Origin of the sequence: Janthinobacterium sp. BJB446, from assembly GCF_002735655.1 — a bacterium.
GTDB classification, from domain to species: Bacteria; Pseudomonadota; Gammaproteobacteria; order Burkholderiales; family Burkholderiaceae_D; genus Janthinobacterium; species Janthinobacterium lividum.
This window is the reverse complement of the sequence record NZ_PDZK01000001.1, coordinates 1,907,875-1,926,866: the sequence shown is the minus strand read 5'-3', so window position 1 is coordinate 1,926,866 and position 18,992 is coordinate 1,907,875. Positions and strand designations below refer to the sequence as shown.

14 protein-coding genes are annotated in these 18,992 nt (G+C 65.7%); 9 read left to right on the top strand and 5 right to left on the bottom strand.

What is annotated here, in order from left to right; all coding sequences use genetic code 11:
* Positions 1-422: 422 nt before the first annotated feature.
* Positions 423-995 carry an FMN-dependent NADH-azoreductase gene (locus CSQ92_RS08525; RefSeq protein ID WP_099393854.1) on the bottom strand — a complete coding sequence of 191 codons (573 nt, stop codon included), beginning with the start codon at positions 993-995 and terminating at the stop codon, positions 423-425.
* A 162-nt stretch (positions 996-1,157) separates the two neighbouring features.
* On the opposite strand from CSQ92_RS08525, the gene CSQ92_RS08520 reads away from it, so the two are divergent.
* A complete protein-coding gene (locus CSQ92_RS08520; protein ID WP_092606813.1) occupies positions 1,158-1,553 on the top strand; it encodes a winged helix-turn-helix transcriptional regulator in 396 nt (131 codons plus the stop codon).
* 14 nt (positions 1,554-1,567) lie between these two features.
* Here the strand turns inward: CSQ92_RS08520 and CSQ92_RS08515 are convergent, their stop codons facing one another.
* Positions 1,568-3,043: an efflux transporter outer membrane subunit gene (locus CSQ92_RS08515; RefSeq protein ID WP_099393853.1), complete on the bottom strand. Its 1,476-nt coding sequence runs from the start codon at positions 3,041-3,043 to the stop codon at positions 1,568-1,570.
* Between the two features lie 92 nt (positions 3,044-3,135).
* Here CSQ92_RS08515 and CSQ92_RS08510 point away from each other — a divergent pair, with 92 nt between their 5' ends.
* The 3 genes from CSQ92_RS08510 to CSQ92_RS08500 all read left to right on the top strand — a co-directional run bounded on the left by CSQ92_RS08510 (position 3,136) and on the right by CSQ92_RS08500 (position 8,005).
* Entirely contained in the window at positions 3,136-3,756 is a 621-nt protein-coding gene (locus CSQ92_RS08510; protein WP_070256955.1) for a TetR/AcrR family transcriptional regulator, read from the top strand.
* An 83-nt stretch (positions 3,757-3,839) separates the two neighbouring features.
* Complete coding sequence (locus CSQ92_RS08505; protein ID WP_099393852.1) at positions 3,840-4,946, top strand: efflux RND transporter periplasmic adaptor subunit; 1,107 nt, start codon at positions 3,840-3,842, stop codon at positions 4,944-4,946.
* Positions 4,943-8,005: an efflux RND transporter permease subunit gene (locus CSQ92_RS08500; RefSeq protein WP_099393851.1), complete on the top strand. Its 3,063-nt coding sequence runs from the start codon at positions 4,943-4,945 to the stop codon at positions 8,003-8,005. Before CSQ92_RS08505 ends, CSQ92_RS08500 begins: the two co-directional genes overlap by 4 nt.
* A gap of 215 nt (positions 8,006-8,220) precedes the next feature.
* On the opposite strand, the gene CSQ92_RS08495 is transcribed toward CSQ92_RS08500, so the two are convergent.
* Positions 8,221-9,258: a helix-turn-helix transcriptional regulator gene (locus CSQ92_RS08495; protein WP_099393850.1), complete on the bottom strand. Its 1,038-nt coding sequence runs from the start codon at positions 9,256-9,258 to the stop codon at positions 8,221-8,223.
* Positions 9,259-9,466: 208 nt separating this feature from the next.
* Here CSQ92_RS08495 and CSQ92_RS08490 point away from each other — a divergent pair, with 208 nt between their 5' ends.
* A complete protein-coding gene (locus CSQ92_RS08490; RefSeq protein ID WP_099393849.1) occupies positions 9,467-11,476 on the top strand; it encodes a glycoside hydrolase family 3 protein in 2,010 nt (669 codons plus the stop codon).
* Between the two features lie 14 nt (positions 11,477-11,490).
* Here CSQ92_RS08490 and CSQ92_RS08485 read toward each other — a convergent pair whose 3' ends face one another.
* Both CSQ92_RS08485 and CSQ92_RS08480 read right to left on the bottom strand, forming a co-directional pair.
* Positions 11,491-12,609 (bottom strand): Gfo/Idh/MocA family protein, encoded by a 1,119-nt coding sequence (locus CSQ92_RS08485; RefSeq protein ID WP_099393848.1) that lies wholly within the window; start codon positions 12,607-12,609, stop codon positions 11,491-11,493.
* A 33-nt stretch (positions 12,610-12,642) separates the two neighbouring features.
* Complete coding sequence (locus CSQ92_RS08480) at positions 12,643-13,836, bottom strand: phytanoyl-CoA dioxygenase family protein (RefSeq protein WP_099393847.1); 1,194 nt, start codon at positions 13,834-13,836, stop codon at positions 12,643-12,645.
* A gap of 105 nt (positions 13,837-13,941) precedes the next feature.
* On the opposite strand from CSQ92_RS08480, the gene CSQ92_RS08475 reads away from it, so the two are divergent.
* The 4 genes from CSQ92_RS08475 (at position 13,942) to CSQ92_RS08460 (ending at position 18,975) form a co-directional block, all read left to right on the top strand.
* Positions 13,942-14,982: a LacI family DNA-binding transcriptional regulator gene (locus CSQ92_RS08475; protein WP_099393846.1), complete on the top strand. Its 1,041-nt coding sequence runs from the start codon at positions 13,942-13,944 to the stop codon at positions 14,980-14,982.
* 80 nt (positions 14,983-15,062) lie between these two features.
* On the top strand, positions 15,063-16,871 hold the full coding sequence (locus CSQ92_RS08470) for a DUF885 domain-containing protein (RefSeq protein WP_099393845.1): 1,809 nt from the start codon (positions 15,063-15,065) through the stop codon (positions 16,869-16,871).
* A 108-nt stretch (positions 16,872-16,979) separates the two neighbouring features.
* Positions 16,980-17,471, top strand: coding sequence for a homoprotocatechuate degradation operon regulator HpaR (hpaR, locus tag CSQ92_RS08465; protein WP_240317709.1), 492 nt, complete (start codon positions 16,980-16,982; stop codon positions 17,469-17,471).
* Between the two features lie 337 nt (positions 17,472-17,808).
* Positions 17,809-18,975 (top strand): porin, encoded by a 1,167-nt coding sequence (locus CSQ92_RS08460; protein WP_257219164.1) that lies wholly within the window; start codon positions 17,809-17,811, stop codon positions 18,973-18,975.
* Positions 18,976-18,992: the final 17 nt, after the last annotated feature.

Below are 18,992 nucleotides of genomic sequence, written 5' to 3'. Positions count from 1 at the left end.
TTTCGAGAATTTCTGATGCGGTATCAGGCACATTCCGCCTCTTAATCGATTATGTAGCCGAGTTTTCTGACCTTGATGCTTTTCTGAGAGTAAGCTCACGTAAAATCCCATCTTCGCACATTGAGAGGAGTAAGATCAATTGATCGGAGTGTCAAGGGGTCTTTCCTTCATTCGTACGCGAATTTAGAGTTAATGCAATTTTTTATATTTTATGTGAAATATTTATCTCTTGTTCGTAATCGCTATGAAAAATTCAGTTCCTGCCTGACTGTTAGCCAGACAATTCTCAAGCCGGGGTTCAGTAGCACTGGCGAATGTGCGAATACGGTCATATTGTTTTGTTTATTGTTACTATCGAGGCTGTCACTATGCGGTGGCATTAGGGGCTGCGCCGCAACGGCTTGCGGCGCAGCTGGCACTCCTTAGGCCGCTTGCAGTGCGCCGATCTGCTCGAAGGCGCCCGTCAACGCCTGCGCCCGGGCTGCGTCGCTGATCTTGACGCCTTCGGCGCGCACGATCTCGATCTGCGTGACGCCGAGGAAGCCGAGGAAGGCGCGCAGATGGCTTTCCTGGTGTTCCAGGGCCGCCATCGGCGTGTCGGCACCGTAATAGCCGCCGCGCGTCGAGGCGATGATCACGCGCTTGCTGCCCAACAAACCTTCGGGGCCGCTGGCGCCATATTGGAACGTCTTGCCTGGCACGGCCAGCGCATCGAGCCACGACTTGAGCTGGCTGGGGATGGCAAAGTTGTACATGGGCGCGCCGATGACGATGACGTCGGCGGCCAGCACTTGCTCCAGCGCGCCGGCCAGCACTGCGCCGTCGGCGGCGCTGGGGGCTGCCGTAAATTGCGGCAACGGTTGCGCGGCCAGGTCGCGGTACTGGGCGGTGGTGCCAGGCGCGGCCGCTTGCAGGCGGGCGACGATGGCGGCGGACAATTGGCGGCTGATGGAATGCTCGCCGAGGATGCTTGAATCGATATGCAGGATGTTCATGTGGGCCTTCTTGGGTGGTATGATCGGGTGGTATGTTTTTGTAACCGAGTTAAATATAGTGACTATCAAATGAACGCACAAGAAGGCACTTTTTCCACACTGGGGCACACGGATGTGACTATTGGCGACGCCGCCGCGCAAGGGGCGGAGCTGGAACGGCGCATGCGCGACGAAGGCGGCCATGCGGGCGTGGCCGCTTCCTGCCGCCCGATCACGGACATCCTCACGCGCGTGGGCGACAAATGGAGCGTGATGGTGGTGATATTGCTCGGCAATGGCACCAAGCGCTTCAACGAGATGCGCCGCCTGATCGGCGGCATCTCCCAGCGCATGCTGACGCTGACCCTGCGCGGGCTCGAGCGCGACGGCCTGGTGACGCGCACCGTGTTCCCCACCGTGCCGCCGCGCGTCGACTACGCCTTGACGGACCTGGGCCGCTCGCTGCTGATCCCCATCAGCGCACTGGGCGCCTGGGCCCATGGCCACCGCGACGCCATCGATGCGGCACGGCTGGCGTTTGATGCCAGGGCAGCGAAGCAGTTGCCAGCCGACGATTAAGCCAGCTCGATGATTTACCTGGCTGCCATCGCTTCTGTTGCGGCCTGCGGTGCCTGCCAGCCGCCGCCCAGCGCCCGGTAAGTGGCGACAGCAGCGCGCGCCGATGCCGTTTGCGCCTGCGCGCGCGCGTCCGCTGCGCGCAGCAGCCTCGTGTCGGCTTGCAACACATCGAGCCGACTGACCACGCCTTTTTCGTAGGCTGCCAGCGCGGCGGCGCGGGCGCGCTCAAACGCTTGCACGCTTTGCGCCAGCAGTGCGGCCTGTTCTTCGTGGCGCAGCAGGGCCGAGCAGGCGTTTTCCACGTCTTCGGCGGCATGCAGCGCAGCGAGCCGGTAGGCCGCCAGCAGCTCGGCTTCCCGGCCACGGGAAGCCTCGATCTGCGCATCGATGCGGCCGAAATCGAACAGGCGCCAGCGCAGGCCCAGCATGCCTGCGGCCTGGCCGGAGCCGCTGCCGAACAGGGCGCCGCCGGACGTGGCGCTGCCAAACAGGGCACCCAGGCTCAGTTTCGGGTAATACTCGGCGACGGCCACGCCGATGCGTGCGCTGGCCGCGGCCAGTCGCCGTTCGGCGGCGATCAGGTCGGGCCGGCGCCGCAGCAGTTCGCCCGGCGCACCATCGGCCGTGATGCGCGGCGCGCGCGCCATTACCCCTGCCGCGGCCATTTCATCGCCATAGGTGCCGGGTGCGGCGCCCAGCATCACATCGAGCGCATGCAGCGCCACCTCGCGCGCCGTGTCCAGGCCGGGCACGACGGCGCGCGCTTGCGCCAGCGACGCTTCGGCCTGCCGCAGCGCCGGCTCGTTTACCAATCCCTTGTCATATAGCAGCGTGGCGAGCTCCAGCAGCGCCGCCTCCGTGTCGACCTGCCGGCGCGCCAGGTCGAGCCGCGCCTGCAATCCCTGGATGGACAGGTACAGGTCGGCCGTTTGCGCCGCCACGGCCAGCCGCGTGGCAGCCCATCCCGCCTCGCTGGCTTCGTAATCGGCGCGCGCCGCTTCGCGTTCGCGGCGCAGGCCGCCGAACAGGTCGAGCTCCCACGACGCCTGCAGGTTCAATTCGCGCGCGCTGCCGGCGCGATCATGGCCTGGCGTCGCGTCCAGGACCTGGCCCAGCGGCGTCTGCACCGATTGGTAGGCGCGCGCCGCCTGGCCGCCAAGGCTGGCCGACGGCAGCAGCGCTGCGTCGGCCGCACCGGTGGCGGCGCGCGCTTGCCTGACCCTGGCCTGCGCTTGCGCCAGGTCGAGGTTTTGCGCCAGCGCCACCGTCACCAGATGGGTCAGGCGCGGATCGCCGAAGGCCGTCCACCACTGCCGCAATTCGGCAGCGTCGGCAGTGTTGGCACCCTCGCGCGCGCCGAGCGCCGCCCGGTGCGGATACTGCGCCGCTTGCGCTAGCTCGGGCGGGCGGTAATCGGCACCGGCGGTGCAGCCAGCGGCCAGGCTGGCGGCGAACAGCAGAAAGGGGAGGCGCAGGCGCGGCAGTGACATGGGGTCTTCCAGTTCAAAAGAGAATAATGTGTGACTATAATACACATTGGTCACTTATTGTGCATTCCGGCGCGGCACGTTAAGCTGTCGCCATGAATTCCACTACACCCGATACACCAAGCCCTGCGCGCGGCCCCGCCGGTCACGACGTGCGCGACCAGATCGTTGCCGCCGCCACTGACTACTTCAGCCGCTACGGCTATGAAAAGACGACTGTCTCCGACCTGGCCAGGGCGATCGGCTTTTCCAAGGCCTATATCTATAAGTTTTTCGAATCCAAGCAGGCCATCGGCGAGCATATCTGCGCCAGCTGCCTGCGCCAGATCGAAACCGAGGTAAGAAGCGCGGTCGCGGCGGCCGAGCGGCCGCCAGAGCAGCTGCGGCGCATGTTCAGGGCCAGCGTCGAGGCCAGCTTGCGGCTGTTTTTCCAGGACCGCAAGCTGTACGATATCGCCGCCTCGGCCGCCACCGAGCGCTGGCCAGCCGTGCAGGCCTACGAGCTGGCGATGGGCGCCTTGCTGCAGGATATCTTGCAGCAAGGGCGCCAGACAGGCGACTTCGAACGCAAGACGCCGCTCGACGAGACGGCCAGCGCGATCTATCTGGTGATGCGCCCCTACGTCAATCCCTTGCTGTTGCAACACAGCGTCGACAGCAGCGAAACGGCGGTGGTGCAACTGTCCAGCCTTGTGTTGCGCAGCCTGTCGCCATAACCTTCCAGTCAGATTGTGACCATTGACTTATTTGGTCACTAGTACCAGAATGAGAACCCTGATCACTCGTTCATGGGATTCTTATGCGCTGGCGCCGCCTCGCTTCATCTGTAGTCATCTCCACCTTGCCCCTGGCTTTGAGCGCCTGTGCCGACAAGGCGCAGGCCGATCCGCGCACCGCCACGCCGCTGGTGCGCGCCGTCGCGGTGCAGGGCGCCGAACCGGGCGCGCGCAGCTTTACGGGCGTGGTCGCGCCGCGCGTGCAGAGCGATCTCGGTTTTCGCGTTTCCGGCAAGGTGCGCGAACGGCTGGTCGACGCCGGTCAGTCCGTGCGCCGCGGCCAGCCGTTGATGCGCCTCGACGCCGACGACTTGCAGCTGCTGGCGCAGGCGCGGCAGGAGTCCGTCACGGCCGACCGCGCCCGCGCGCGCCAGGCGGCGGACGAAGAAGCGCGCTACCGCGACTTGCGCGGTACCGGCGCCATTTCGGCATCCAACTACGACCAGGTGAGGGCGGCGGCTGAGGCGGCCGGCGCCCAGCTCAAGGCGTCCGAAGCCCAGGCCGGGGTGGCGCGCAATGCGCTGCATTATGCGGTGCTGCTGGCCGACGCCGACGGCGTCGTGATGGATACCCTGGCCGAACCGGGCCAGGTGGTGGCGGCCGGGCAGGTGGTGGTGCGCCTGGCCCATGACGGCCGGCGCGAAGCGGCGATCCAGCTGCCGGAAACCGTGCGCCCCGCGCTCGGCTCCACCGGCCAGGCTACCTTGTTCGGCCGGCCGGGCGCCAGCGTGCCGGCCACCTTGCGCCAGTTGTCGCAGACGGCGGACCGGCAAACGCGGACCTTCGAGGCGCGCTATGTGCTCGATGCGGCGCTGTCAAGCGCGCCGCTGGGCGCCACCGTCACCTTGCGCCTGCCCGGTGGGCAAACGGCCGGCGGCACCGTGCAAGTGCCGCTGGCGGCCCTGTACGATGGGGGCAAGGGGCAGGGCGTGTGGGTCATCGCCGGTGCACCGGCGCAAGTCACCTGGCGGCCCGTGAAGGTGCAGGGGCTGCACGATGACGGCGCCGACGTCAGTGGCCTGAAGGCGGGCGAGCGCATCGTCGCGCTGGGCGCCCATCTGCTGCATCAGGGCGAACGGGTCAGGGTCGAGCAGGCGCCAATGGCCGCTGGCGCCGGAGCGCGTCCATGAGCGCGGCCGGCTTCAACCTGTCGTCGCTGGCCGTGCGCGAGCGTTCCGTCACCCTGTTCCTGATTTGCCTCATTTCGCTGGCCGGCCTGCTGTCGTTCTTCAAGCTGGGTCGCGCGGAAGACCCGGCCTTCACGGTCAAGGTGATGACCATCGTCACCGCCTGGCCAGGCGCCAGCGCCCGCGAAATGCAGGACCAGGTGGCCGACAAGATCGAGAAGCGCCTGCAGGAGCTGCGCTGGTATGACCGGGCCGAGACCTACACCACGCCAGGCCTGGCCTTCACGACACTGACCCTGCTCGACGGCACGCCGCCCGAGCAGGTGCAGGCCGAGTTTTACCAGGCGCGCAAGAAGGCCGGCGACGAGGCGGCCAATTTGCCGGCCGGCGTGATCGGTCCCATGATCAATGACGAATACGCCGACGTCACCTTTGCCCTGTATGCACTGAAAGCCAAAGGCGAGCCGCAGCGCCTGCTGGTGCGCGAGGCGGAAACCTTGCGCCAGCGGCTGCTGCATGTGCCTGGCGTCAAAAAGGTCAATATCATCGGCGAACAGGCCGAACGCATCTACGTGGAGTTTTCTCAGGAGCGCCTGGCCACCCTGGGCGTGCGGGCGCAAGACGTGTTCGCCGCGCTGAACGGCCAGAATGCCTTGAGCCCGGCCGGCTCGGTGGAAACGCGCGGGCCGCAGGTATTCATCCGCCTCGAGGGCGCGCTCGATGCGCTGCAAAAGATCCGCGATACGCCCGTGGTGGCGCAGGGGCGCACCTTGACCCTGTCCGATATCGCCACCGTGCGCCGTGGCCAGGAAGATCCGGCCAGCTTCATGGTGCGCAATGGCGGCGAGCCGGCGCTGCTGCTGGGCGTGGTCATGCGCGACGGCTGGAACGGGCTGGACCTGGGCAAGGCGCTGGAAGGGGAAGTGACGGCCATCGGCGCCGCCATGCCGCTGGGCATGAGCCTGGCCAAGGTCACCGACCAGGCCGTCAATATCGGCGCGGCGGTCGACGAATTCATGCTCAAGTTCCTCGCCGCGCTGCTGGTGGTGATGCTGGTGTGCTTTATCAGCATGGGCTGGCGGGTCGGTATCGTGGTGGCCGCCGCCGTGCCGCTGACTCTGGCGGTGGTATTCATCGTGATGGCGGCGACCGGCAAGAACTTTGACCGCATCACCCTCGGTTCCCTGATCCTGGGCCTCGGCCTGCTGGTGGACGACGCCATCATCGCCATCGAAATGATGGTCGTGAAAATGGAGGAGGGCTACAGCCGCATCGCCGCCTCCGCCTACGCCTGGAGCCACACGGCCGCGCCCATGCTGGCGGGCACCCTGGTCACGGCCGTGGGCTTCATGCCCAACGGCTTTGCCCGCTCCAGCGCCGGCGAATACACCAGCAATATGTTCTGGATCGTCGGCATCGCCCTGATCGCCTCGTGGGTGGTGGCGGTGGTGTTCACTCCCTACCTGGGCGTGAAGCTGCTGCCCGAGCTCAAGCAGGTCGCCGGCGGCCACGAAGGCCTGTACGACACGCCGCGCTACCACCGCTTTCGCCGGCTGCTGGGGCGCGTGATCGCCCGGAAATGGCTGGTGTTCGGCACAGTGATCGGGCTGTTCGTGCTGGCCGTGCTGGGCATGGCCATCGTCAAGAAGCAGTTTTTTCCGATCTCGGACCGTCCTGAAGTACTGATCGAAGTACAACTGCCGTACGGCAGCGCGATCGGACAGACCAGCGGCGCGGCGGCCAGGGTCGAAGCGTGGCTGGCGGGCCAGCCCGAGGCGAAGATCGTCACGGCCTATGTCGGCCAGGGCGCGCCGCGCTTTTACCTGGCGATGGGCCCGGAATTGCCCGACCCGTCGTTTGCCAAGATCGTCGTGCGGACCGACAGCCAGCAGGCGCGCGACGCCCTGAAGCAGCGCCTGCGCGTGGCCGTGGCCGCCGGGCTGGCGCCCGAGGCCAGGGTACGCGTCACGCAACTGGTGTTCGGCCCGTATTCGCCGTTTCCCGTCGCCTACCGGGTCAGCGGCCCCGATCCCGCGGTGTTGCGCGGCATTGCCGGCGAGGTGCAGCGCGTGATGCAGGCCAGTCCCATGATGCGCACCGTCAATACCGACTGGGGCACGCGCACGCCGACCCTGTATTTCAGCCTGCAGCAGGAGCGCTTGCAGGCGATGGGCCTGACGTCCGGCGCCGTGGCGCAGCAACTGCAGTTCTTGCTCAGCGGCATGCCGGTCACCGCCGTACGCGAAGATATCCGCACGGTGCAGGTGGTGGCGCGCGCGGCCGGCGACGTGCGGCTGGATCCGGCGCGCATCGCCGACCTGACCCTGGCCGGCGCGAATGGCGAACGCATCGCGCTGTCGCAGGTGGGGACAGTGGAGGTGCGCTCGGAAGAACCCGTGATGCGCCGGCGCGACCGCCAGCCGACCATCACCGTGCGCGGCGACATCGCCGACGGCCTGCAGCCGCCGGACGTTTCGGGCGCCATTTCGACCCGGCTGCAAGCCGTCATCGACAAGCTGCCAGCCGGCTACCGCATCGAGCAGGCCGGCTCCATCGAGGAATCGGCCAAGGCAATGCAAGCCATGCTGCCGCTGTTTCCCATCATGCTGGCGCTGACCCTGCTGATGATCATCCTGCAGGTGCGTTCGATCTCGGCGATGGTCATGGTGCTCCTCACCAGTCCCCTGGGCCTGATCGGCGTGGTGCCCACCTTGCTGCTGTTCCAGCAGCCGTTCGGCATCAATGCGCTGGTCGGCCTGATCGCGCTGTCGGGCATTTTGATGCGCAATACCCTGATCCTGATCGGCCAGATCCACCAGAACGAAGTGGCCGGCCTGGCGCCGTTCGATGCCGTGGTTGAAGCGACCGTGCAGCGCGCGCGTCCCGTGATCCTCACGGCACTGGCGGCCATCCTGGCGTTTATCCCGCTGACCCATTCGGTTTTCTGGGGCACCTTGGCCTACACCCTGATCGGCGGTACGTTTGCCGGCACGGTGCTGACCCTGGTGTTCCTGCCCGCCATGTATGCGATCTGGTTCCGGATACGGCCGGGTAGAGATTGAGAACAGCGGGCCGGAGACGCGGGCCTGAGAAAATGCCGATGGCGGCGTTGCAGCTTCCTTGCCGTACATGCGTACTGTCTGCGTCGCTGCGCCTTGCCCTCGACATTTTTCAGGCCCGCTTGGCCCGGGGAGCCTGTCTCCCTGACTTGGGCCGTTTCGTGGCTTGCAGGTTTTCTTGTTTCTTGTTTCTTGTTGCTTGCCACTTGTCTCTTTCTCTAGGCTCCGGCGGCATCCTGCCGGTAGCGCGCCGGCGGCAGTTCGAACTGGTTCTTGAAGAAGCGGGTGAACGCGCTTTGCGAGGAAAAGCCGAGGCGCTCGCCGATTTCCACCACGCTCAGGTTCGTTTCGCGCAGCAGCCGGCGCGATTCGCGGCTCTTGGCGCGCAGTTCCAGCGCGCGGAACGACGTCTGCTCCTGCTGCAGCTGGCGCTGCAAGGTCCAGCGGTTCATCGCCAGGCCGTCGCACAGGGCCGGCAGCAGCGAGGCGCCGTCGGCATCTCCTGCGCCTTGCCGGCCCAGCAAATCGATGATGGCTTGCTCCACGCGGGCGGAAAACAGCTGCGCGCCTTGCAGCTGCTGCAATTGCCCCTGCGCGTGCCGCAGCGCGTGCGGCGCCAGCATGGCGTTGAACTGGGCGAAAGGCCGGTCCAGCGCCGGCGCGTCAAACGTCAGCGTGTTGCGTGCCTGGCCGAAGGTGGCGGCGGCGCCAAAACACTCGGAAATGGCCGGCGCGAACCACGGCGCCTTGCCCTGGAAGCCGGCATGGAAGGCGGTGGGCGCGCCATCGTCGTAGGCGCGCGCCACCAGCGACAGCATGCGGAAATTGGCCAGCGCCTGCATGGCGCCGCCTGCCGGGCAGAACTCGGACAGGTATTCGATCTCGATGCGCGTGCCGTTCTCGCTCATCAGCATGAAGTCGAACTCGCCGATCAGGCCCCGCAAGTGCAGCAGCTCGTGCAGGGCGCTGCGCAGGGTGGGGCGGTTGAAGCAGACGTGGGCGATGCCGGAGTAATGCGCGAACCAGTGCGTCACATCGAGGTCGAGAAGGGCCCGGTGCTGCGGCAGTTGCTGGGCGTAGGCCGTCATGCGGCGGTGCCGCTCGGCGTTGATGCGCCCGCCAGGTTCCGTAAGCTGCGCCGGCGTGATGCCCGTTTGCTGAAAAAAGTCGGCGGGATCGTGTCCATCGGCCTGCATGGCGCGCGCGCATTGCTGCGCGATCCGGTTCGAAACCGTGCGCGTATCGGGTTTGTGCAAGGGTGTCTCCTGCTTGTTGTAGTAATTTTTCACAAATATTAGCACTTTGTAGGAGATTGTTGGTTGTCGTGCCGTCTAACCAAAAATTGTTCTCGCGGGTATAAAACGCGTGCTGCGCGGTCAAGAAACTCACGCATTCTCACGCTATATTGTTTTCGGCCGGCCTTGCTGCCGCGCCTTGATACCTACAAAAACAGTCTTGGAGATAATGATGAATTGCACTTTGAAACCGATGGCCCGCATGGTCGCCGGCTGCGTCGCCACGCTTGCCCTGGCCGCCTGCGGCAACGACACCGTCAGCGAGGAATACAAGCAGCCCGTGTTCGGCGCCACCACCTATGCCCAGCTCAAGGTCGACGGCTATGCCTTCAAGGACATGAACCGCAACGGCAAGATCGACCCGTACGAAGACTGGCGCCTGTCGGCCGAGGCGCGCGCCGACGACCTGCTGTCGCGCATGAGCCTTGATGAAAAAGCGGGCCTGATGATGCACGGCACGGCGCCCACCGTGGCCGACCCCACCGGCATCGGCCAGGGCGGCGCGTACGACTTGACGGCCCTGCAAGACCTGATCGTCAAGCAGTACGTCAACACCTTCATCACCCGCATGGCGGGCGACGCGGCCAACATGGCGACCCAGTACAACAAGGTGCAAGCCCTGAGCGAAACGTCGCGCCACGGCATTCCCGTCTCCATCAGCACGGATCCGCGCCACCATTTCCAGTACACGGTGGGCGCCAGCGCCGGCACCAAGGGGTTCTCGCAGTGGCCGGAAACCCTGGGCCTGGCTGCCATCGGCGACGATGCGCTGGTGCGCCGTTTCGGCGATATCGCGCGCCAGGAATACCTGGCCGTCGGCATCACGCAGGCGCTGTCGCCGCAGGCCGACCTGGCCACCGAGCCGCGCTGGTCGCGCATCAACGGCACCTTTGGCGAAGACGCGGACCTGGCCAAGCGCATGGTGCAGCACTACATCGAGGGCTTCCAGGATGGGAACACGGGCTTGCACGATGGCAGCGTGGTGGCCGTCGTCAAGCACTGGGTCGGCTACGGCGCCACGAAAGAGGGCTTCGACGGCCACAATTACTATGGCCGCTACATGACCTACCCGGGCAACAACTTCGCCTACCACGTGAAACCTTTCGAGGGCGCCTTCACGGCCAAGGCGGCCTCCGTCATGCCGACCTACGCTCTGCCTGATGGGAACATCACCATCGACGGCATCACCCTGGAACAGGTGGCGGCCGGTTTCAGCAAGACCATGCTGACGGATCTGCTGCGCGGCAAATACGGTTTTGACGGCGTGATCCTGTCCGACTGGGGCATCACGTCCGACTGCGACGCCAATTGCCGCAACGGCACGGCGCCTGGCGTGGCGCCGTCCTTCATCGGCTTCGGTACGCCGTGGGGCATGGAGGACGCCACCAAGGCCGAGCGCTATGTCAAGGCCGTGACGGCGGGGATGGACCAGTTTGGCGGCGTGACGGAAGCGCCGTACCTGACGCAAGCCGTGCAGCGGGGCCAGTTGACGGAAGCGCGCATCAACGCCTCGGCGCGCCGCATCCTGGTGCAGAAATTCAAACAGGGCCTGTTCGAGCATCCGTTCGTCGATGCGGCTGCTGCGGCCACCACCGTGGGCAAGGCGGACTTCATCGAGGCGGGCCTGGATGCCCAGCGCCGCTCGCTGGTCCTGCTGGAAAACAAGGACAAGGTCTTGCCGCTGGCGGCCAGCGTCAAGAAGGTCTACCTGTACGGCATCGATGCGGCCGTGGCGAAGCAGTATGGCTACACGGTGGTCGCCACGCCCCAGGAAGCGGACGTGGCCCTGCTGCGCGTGGCCGCGCCATTCGAGATACTGCACCCGAACTACATCTTCGGCAGCATGCAGCACGAGGGGCGCCTGAACTACGCCGATGGCGACGCCGACTACGAGGCGATCAAGAACGCGGCGAAGTACGCGCCGAAGACGGTGGTCACCGTGTATCTGGACCGCCCGGCCATCCTCGGCAACGTGCAGGACAAGGCCAGCGCCATCCTCGCCAACTTTGGCGTGAGCGACGGCGCGCTGTTCGACGTCCTGACGGGCAAGGCCAAGCCGCAAGGCAAGCTGCCGTTCGAACTGCCATCGTCGATGGCCGAAGTGCAGGTGCAGAAATCGGACGTGCCGTATGACACGGCCCATCCGCTGTACAGGTTCGGTTACGGCCTGGCGTACTAATCACGCTCCTGCTGTCAGCGCAGCGTGATCCAGCTGCGCTCCTGCACGGAGCGCAGCGCCGCGTCGATCAGCCGGTCCACCTCGTAGCCGTCACGGAAGGTGGGCCAGACCGGCTGGCCGCTGGCGATCGCCTGCAGAAAATCGCGCGCTTCGATGACGATCTGCTCGTTGTAACCGGTGCCGTGCCCGGCGCCCTGACTGAATGCCAGGTAGTCGGGGTGGGCCGGTCCCATCAGCAGGCGCTGGAAACCCTGGCGCTGCGCGGGGCGGCTGGCGTCGTACAGCCATAGTTCATTCTGGTTTTCCTGGTCGAAGGCGATCGCGCCTTTCGTCCCCGTGATGCGGTAGGTGTAACCCATCTTGCGCCCGGCCGCCACGCGGCTGAAGGTCATGGCGCCCAGCGCGCCGCTGGCAAAGCGCAGCATCACATTCCCCTGGTCGTCATTTTCCACCGCCTCCATGCCGTCCGGCCCTTGCCGCTGCGCGTGCACGGTGTTCATGTCCGCCACCAGCGAGTCGACGGGGCCGCCCAGGCGCAGGGCCAGGTTGAGCAGGTGCGAGCCCACGTCGGCCAGCGCGCCGGCCCTGGTCGCCGTAGCTTCGCGCGTGCGCCACGAGGCGGGGGCGCGCGGATCATGCAGGTAGTCTTCCACGTGTTCGGCGGCGACGTGGATGATCTCGCCGATTTCGCCCGACTCGATGATCTGTCGCGCCAGCTGGCTGGCCGGTGTGCGGATGTAGTTATAGCCCACCATGTTGGCCACGCCCGCTGCTTCCGCCGCCTGCGCCAGTAACAGGGATTCGGCGGCCGTCATGCCCAGCGGCTTTTCGCAAAATACGGGTTTGCCCAGGGCCAGCGCCGCCAGCACGATCTCCTTGTGCGTGGCCGGCGGCGTGGCGACGACGATGGCGTCGATGGCGGGATCGGCCACTAGTGCGCGCCAGTCGCCCGTGGAACGCTGCCAGCCCAGTTCCTGTGCGCTGCGGGCAGCGCCTGCTTCGCTGCTGGTGCTGATGCAGGCGCACACGGGGTTCAGTGACGTGTGAAAAATGCTGCGCACGGCTTTATAGGCGATGGTGTGGGCCTTGCCCATGTAGCCGGCGCCGATCAGGCCGATGTTGAGGTCTTGCATATGAGCTTGCTCCTGAGGTGACGGGGGATGGGATCAGGCTTGCTGGCGCCAGGCATGGCTGTCCAGGGCATCGAGGAAGCGGGCAGCGGGCCAGTGTTGTGCCAGCGCTTCGTGCATGAGCTGCTGCTGCGTGGGCGGCGCCATGCCGCCGATGGGCTGGTCGCGGTCCAGGTTGCTGGGGAATGCATAGCCCTCGGCGCAGGCGGCGATCGCGTGGCTGGCGCCAAGCTCATTCAAGTCGCCCTGCGCGCGCAGCGCCTGCAGCGCCGGGTATAGCGCTGCGCTCATGGCGCGGCGGTCCAGCGCTTCCATGGCGCGCCCGAATGGCGACGATACCTGCAGCAGGTTGGCCATGCGCCGGATATCGGACGAGCGGTTGTGGCCTGCCGCATGGAACAGGGCCGGGTTGAAGAAGACGGCGTCGCCTTGGGACAGCGGCAGCTGCACGCAATGTCGCGCAAAATAGTCGCGGAAAGGCTGCTGCTGCCAGGCGAGAAAGCCGGCCGGGTAGCGCTGCGAATAGGGCAGGTACAGGGTGGGCCCCGATTCGAGCGGCATGTCGCAGTGGGCGACGGCGCCCTGCAAGGTCAAGAGGGCAGACATCTGGTGCACGGGCGCGGGATAGGCGGCGCAGCTGGCCGCGCTCTGGAAGCCCAGGTGGTAGTCGCGGTGCGGCGCCTGGGCCGCTCCGCCGGGATTGACGACGTTCACTTGCGCCGTCACCTGGTAGGCGGGCCCCAGCCAGGCCTCGGCTATCCAGGCGAAGACGGGATTGGCGTAGTAGCGCGCGAACGCCTCGGGCGCGCGCAGACACAGTTTTTGCTGGGCGTTCCAGATGCGGTCATTCGCGCCCGGTTTGGCGAAGTGGTCACCGCCCGCCTGGCCGCTGGCATGCTGTTCGGCGATCAGCGCGCGAAACACGCCGCTGACCTGTTCCAGAGTCGCCGTGTCGTCGACGGCGCGTTGGAGCACGATGACGCCGGGACCATCCATCAGCGCCTTGCCCCATTCTGCCTGCAGCGCGCGCAGCGACGCCGCACTGGCGGCCAGCGCACGCACGGCGTCGCAGTCGTAGACGAGGATATTCGCATCGACCGAAGCGGCGTGGGGATAGTCGGCCAGCGCCGTGCGTTGGCTGACGGTACGGATGAAATCATCGAGCCGGCAGTCTTGCTGCGACAGCCAGAAGGGGCTGGGCGGCGCTGCGCCGGCGTTTGTGGTGGGCATGCGGTGTCTCCTGATGTTGTATGTTGTAGTATCAGTATAGGGATGAAAATCCGCATTTTTCATCAAGAAATCCATCAAAAAACCATCAATTAGATCGGACATGGCATGACGCATCCGTTTCCCGTCAAGGTCGTGGCGCTGCAGGCCGGCGTCAGCGTGGCCACGGTCGACCGCGTGATCAAGCAGCGCGGCGGCGTGCACGCCAATACCGTGCGCCGCGTGATGCAGGCGCTCGATGAGCTGGCGCGGCAAAGCACGCAGGTGGGGCTGGCCGGCAGAAAATTCATGCTCGACGTGCTGATGGTGGCGCCGCAGCGCTTTACGCACGCCGTGCGCGTGGCGCTGGAAACGGAACTGCCGTCCTTGCATCCGGCCGTGCTGCGCTCCCGCTTTCACCTGCATGAAACGCTGGACGTGGATAGCATCGTCGAACTGCTGGAACGCATCCGCAAGAACGGCAGCCACGGCGTACTGCTGAAAGCGCCGGACTTGCCGCCGGTGGCCGAGGCGGTGAGCCGGCTGGCGGCGGCCGGCATTCCCGTGGTGACCCTGGTGACGGACTTGCCAGCTTCCGCGCGCCGCAGCTATGTGGGCATGGATAACCGCGCGGCGGGCGAAACGGCCGCCTGCCTGATCGGCCAGTGGCTGGGCGCGGGCAAGCGGCAGCAGCAAGTGCTGGTGACCCTGAGCAGCAACCGTTTTCATGGCGAGGAAGAGCGCGAGATCGGCTTTCGCCGCGCGCTGCGCGAACGGCACCGCCATTTGAGCATCGTCGAAGTGAGCGAAGGCCATGGCATCGATGGCGCCACGGGCGCGCTGGTGCGGCAAGCCCTGGCAGATCATCCGGATATCGCCGCCGTGTATTCCATCGGCGGCGGCAATGCCGCCATCGTGCAGGCATTCGCGCAGGCGGACCGGCCTTGCCAGGTCTTCATCGGTCATGACCTGGACGCGGACAACGTGGCGCTGCTCAAGTCGGGCGCCATCCAGGCCGTGCTGCACCATGACCTGGGCCAGGACATGCGCCGCGCCTGCCAGGAAATCCTGCGGGCGCAAGGCGCGCTGCCGGCATTGGCGCAGGCGCCGCCATTGTCCGCGATCCAGATCGTCACCCCGTGGAACCTGCCCGCAACCTGCCCGCGCTGAACGGCCTGAATTGACAGGCATGCGAGGCTGGCCGATACTCGCCGCTTCGCTCATCGCTCACCTCAGGAAGGAATCCCCCGATGTCCGTCACTCCGCAATTGTCCAAGACCGTGCTGGTAGCCGCACTTTCCGTCTCGTTTGCCATGCCCGCCATGGCCGCCGCCCCTGCAACTGCCAGCGCTTCATCGGCCTGGGTGGAAGCGAGCAACCGCAACGCGGCCATCGTGCTGGCGGCCCAGGCGCAGTTCTCGCCCGAAGACGCCTCCGACACGGGCCTGGCCCAGTACGACGGCCTGGCCGCCGACCTGGGGCCGAACATCACCGAGCGCCATGTGGCGGCCATGCAGAAGGCGCGCGCGCAATTGCAGCAAAAGCTGGAACTGGAACGCGACGAGCGCATCCGCCAGGATCTGGAAATCTTGATCGGCGCTGTCGACCAGGAAATCACGGACACCCAGCTGGAAGCCAAGTACACCTTGCCGTGGGTCGATGTGCCGCAAATGGTCTTTGGCAGCATGCAAAGCCTGCTGCAGGAACAGCGCCCGGCCGCGCGCCGCGCCAAGGCGCTCGAACGCCTGCAGCGCTATGTGGGCCAGTTCCCGGGCAGCACGCCGATCACGCAGCAGGCCAAGGCGCGCTTCACGGAGCAAATCGGCCAGCCTGGCCTGGCGGGACCCGTGCGGCTGCAGGTGGAGCAGTCGCTGGAAAACGTGCCGACGTATATCGCCGGCATCCGCAAGCTGTTCGCCGACATGAAAATCACTGGCGCCGGGCCTGCGCTGGCGGCCATGGAGCTGCAGTTGAACGAATACGCGGCGTGGGAAAAGCAAGTGGTGCTGCCCCTGTCGCGCACGGATTTCCGCATGGCGCCCGAGCTGTACGCATTCCGCCTGAAGCAGGTGGGCATCGATATCGAACCGCGCGCGCTGGTCGAACGGGCGCAGGTGGCTTACCTGGAAACGCGCGCCGCCATGCAGGCGCTGGCGCCCGTGGTGGCGGCCAAGCTGGCATTGAAGGGCGTCGACGGCAGTGATTACCGCCAGGTGCTGCGCGCGCTGAAGGCCGATTCCATCCCCAACGAGCAGCTCGAGGCGCACTACAAGGGCGTCAATACGCAGCTGGAGCAGCGCATCGCCCGGCAGCGCGTGGTCGATATTCCTGCGCGCGCCATGACCATGCGCCTGGCATCCGCCGCCGAATCGGCGGCCCAGCCGGCGCCGCATATGCGTCCGCCTCCGCTGATCGGCAATATGGGCGAGCACGGCCAGTTCGTCCTCCCCGTCAGCAATCCGGCTGCCAGCGGCAAGGGCGAAGCCTATGACGATTTCAATTTCGCCGGCGCCGCCTGGACCCTGAGCGCGCACGAAGGCCGCCCTGGCCACGAGCTGCAGTTCAGCGCCATGGTGGAGCGGGGCGTGTCGCAGGCGCGCAGCCTGTACGCGTTCAACAGCGTCAACGTGGAAGGTTGGGCGCTGTACGCGGAGGCGGAGATGATTCCCTACGAGCCGGCCGAAGGCCAGTTCATCGCGCTGCAGTTCCGCATGCTGCGCGCGGCACGCGCCATGCTCGATCCGATGCTGAACCTGGGGCAAGTCACGCGCGAAGAGGCGGGCCGTATCCTGACGGAAGAAGTGATGCTGTCGAAACCGATGGCGCGCCAGGAACTGGACCGCTACACCTTCAATGCGCCGGGCCAGGCGGGCAGCTATTTCTATGGCTACACGCGCATCCTGCAGCTGCGCGCGGAAACGGAGCTGGCGCTGGGAGACAGATTCGACCGCCTGGCATTCAATAATTTCCTGCTGGGGCAGGGCTTGCTGCCGCCGGACTTGCTGGCCAAGGCCGTGCGCGAACACTTCATCCCGGAGCAGAGAAAAGCCAGGGGCTGACGCGATGGCAGGGGATGGCGCGCCGCATGCCAGCGGCGAACGGCGCGCGCCATCCGGAGCGGCATGGAGGGGGAATTTTGCCGCTATTGTCCCCGGGCGAGTCGTATAATGACGCTCATTGTGCTGGCCACCCAGGAGTTCCACTTGCAGCTACCGATCCGTTATCCGAACATGCCGCAACTGCTGCTGAAGGCCCGCGACAGCCTGCTGCAGCATTTCCGCCCCATCCTCAATCACTTCGGCGTGACGGAGCAGCAGTGGCGCATCATGCGCGCGCTGAATGAAAGTCCGACCCTGGAACCGCGCGAGCTGTGCGAGATCTGCCAGATTTCCAGTCCCAGCATGAGCGGCATCCTGGCGCGGATGGAAGAAATCGGCCTGATCGGGCGCAGCAAGTTCGAAGGCGACCAGCGCCGCCGCAAGGTGCACCTGTCGGAAGCGGGCGCCAGTTTGCTGATGCAGATGGGTAAACTCATCGACCTGCAATATGCCCACCTGGAAGCGGCTTATGGCAAGCAGGTGTTCGAAGACATGCGCCGCACCCTGGAAGCCTTCATTGCCCTCGAAACCCTGCCGGTGGCGCCCGCCATCCTGCGCTGACCTCCCCGGTTTCCCCGTTTTTCTGCCCGCCTGACTATCCACCGGGCGCGTGTTTTCCGACACGCGCCGCCGCTGCTTTCCCCATATCTGTTCCCCGCATTTCCGCACGTTGCGGGGCATGCGGCCGTGCTCCTGCCGATTTTGCTATAAGACACAAGAAAGTTTTGCTATAAGACTATGCCTTACAGTCAATCACTTATATGTGAGTAAATAAGCGTATAATTTGCCTCACTTGATCCAAATCAAGAAGAACAGCGGACGCCCGTATCGATGGATGGGGCGGCAACAGGCGCCACGCCCGTATTTCGCCAGATAAAACAGGAAAGTCAGGAAAAAAATGAACAAAACATGCATGCGCGCTGCGGCGCTGGCCGTCTCCACGCTCATCGGCGCAAACGTTTGCGCCCAAAGCAATGTCACCATTTATGGCGTGGTCGACGCGGCCACCGCGTACGCGAGCAATCAGGGCGGCAATTCGAATACCTACATGCGCAGCGGCAGCTTGTCTGCCAGCAAAATCGGTTTCCAGGGCGTGGAAGACCTGGGCGGCGACCTGAAGGCGCTGTTCCTGCTGGAAAACGGCTTTGAAAGCGACACGGGCGCGCAAAGTTCGGCCAGCTCCCTGTTCAATCGCCAGGCTTACGTGGGCTTGCAATCGGCAGCCTACGGCACCGTGACGGCCGGCCGCCAGTACACGCCGTACTACCTGCTCGTGGGTTCCCTGGCGTCGAGCAATGTCTTGACGGGCGCGACCGGCGCCCACCCGGGCGATATCGACGGCCTCGATACGACCGTGCGCATCAGCAATTCCGTCACCTACAGCATGCCCGCATGGCGCGGCCTGCAGGCCAGCGCGCAATACGGCTTTGGCGAGGCGGCCGACGGCAATGCCGCGGGCAGCAGCTTCAGCGCCGCCGTCAAGTACAGCACCGCGCCAGCCGAATTCGCGCTCGGCTACTTGAAACTGAAAAATGGACAGAATGGCGCCGGCTGGAGCGACAACGCATCGGGCAGCTTCGGCATCTCCGCCATCAACCAGGGCTACGCCTCGGCGGAAAGCATAGCGTTCATCGCCGCCAGCGCGCGCTACACCATGGGCAAGTGGATGGTGGGCGCCAATGTCAGCAACGTGCAGTACCAGGCGGGCAGCCGCTCGGCCTTCCGCGACACGGCCATCTTCAACACGGCCGGCCTGATCTCCAGCTACCAGCTGACGCCGCAGTGGTTCCTGTCCGCCGGCTACAGCGACACCTTCGCCAGCCACGCCAACGGCGTGTCGGACCGCGCGCGCTACCGCCAGCTGTCGTTCGAACAGAATTACGCGCTGTCCAAGCGCACGGCGATCTACCTGATCGAAGCGCGCCAGCTGGCGCGCGGCCAGACCCTGGGCCAGGACGGCAACATCGTCAACGCCGTCGCCTCGGTCGGCGATTCGCAAAACGGCACGCCGTCGTCGAACGGCGGCCAGACGGTGGTGATGGTCGGTCTCAAGCATTCTTTCTGAACGGTTGCTGAACTCAC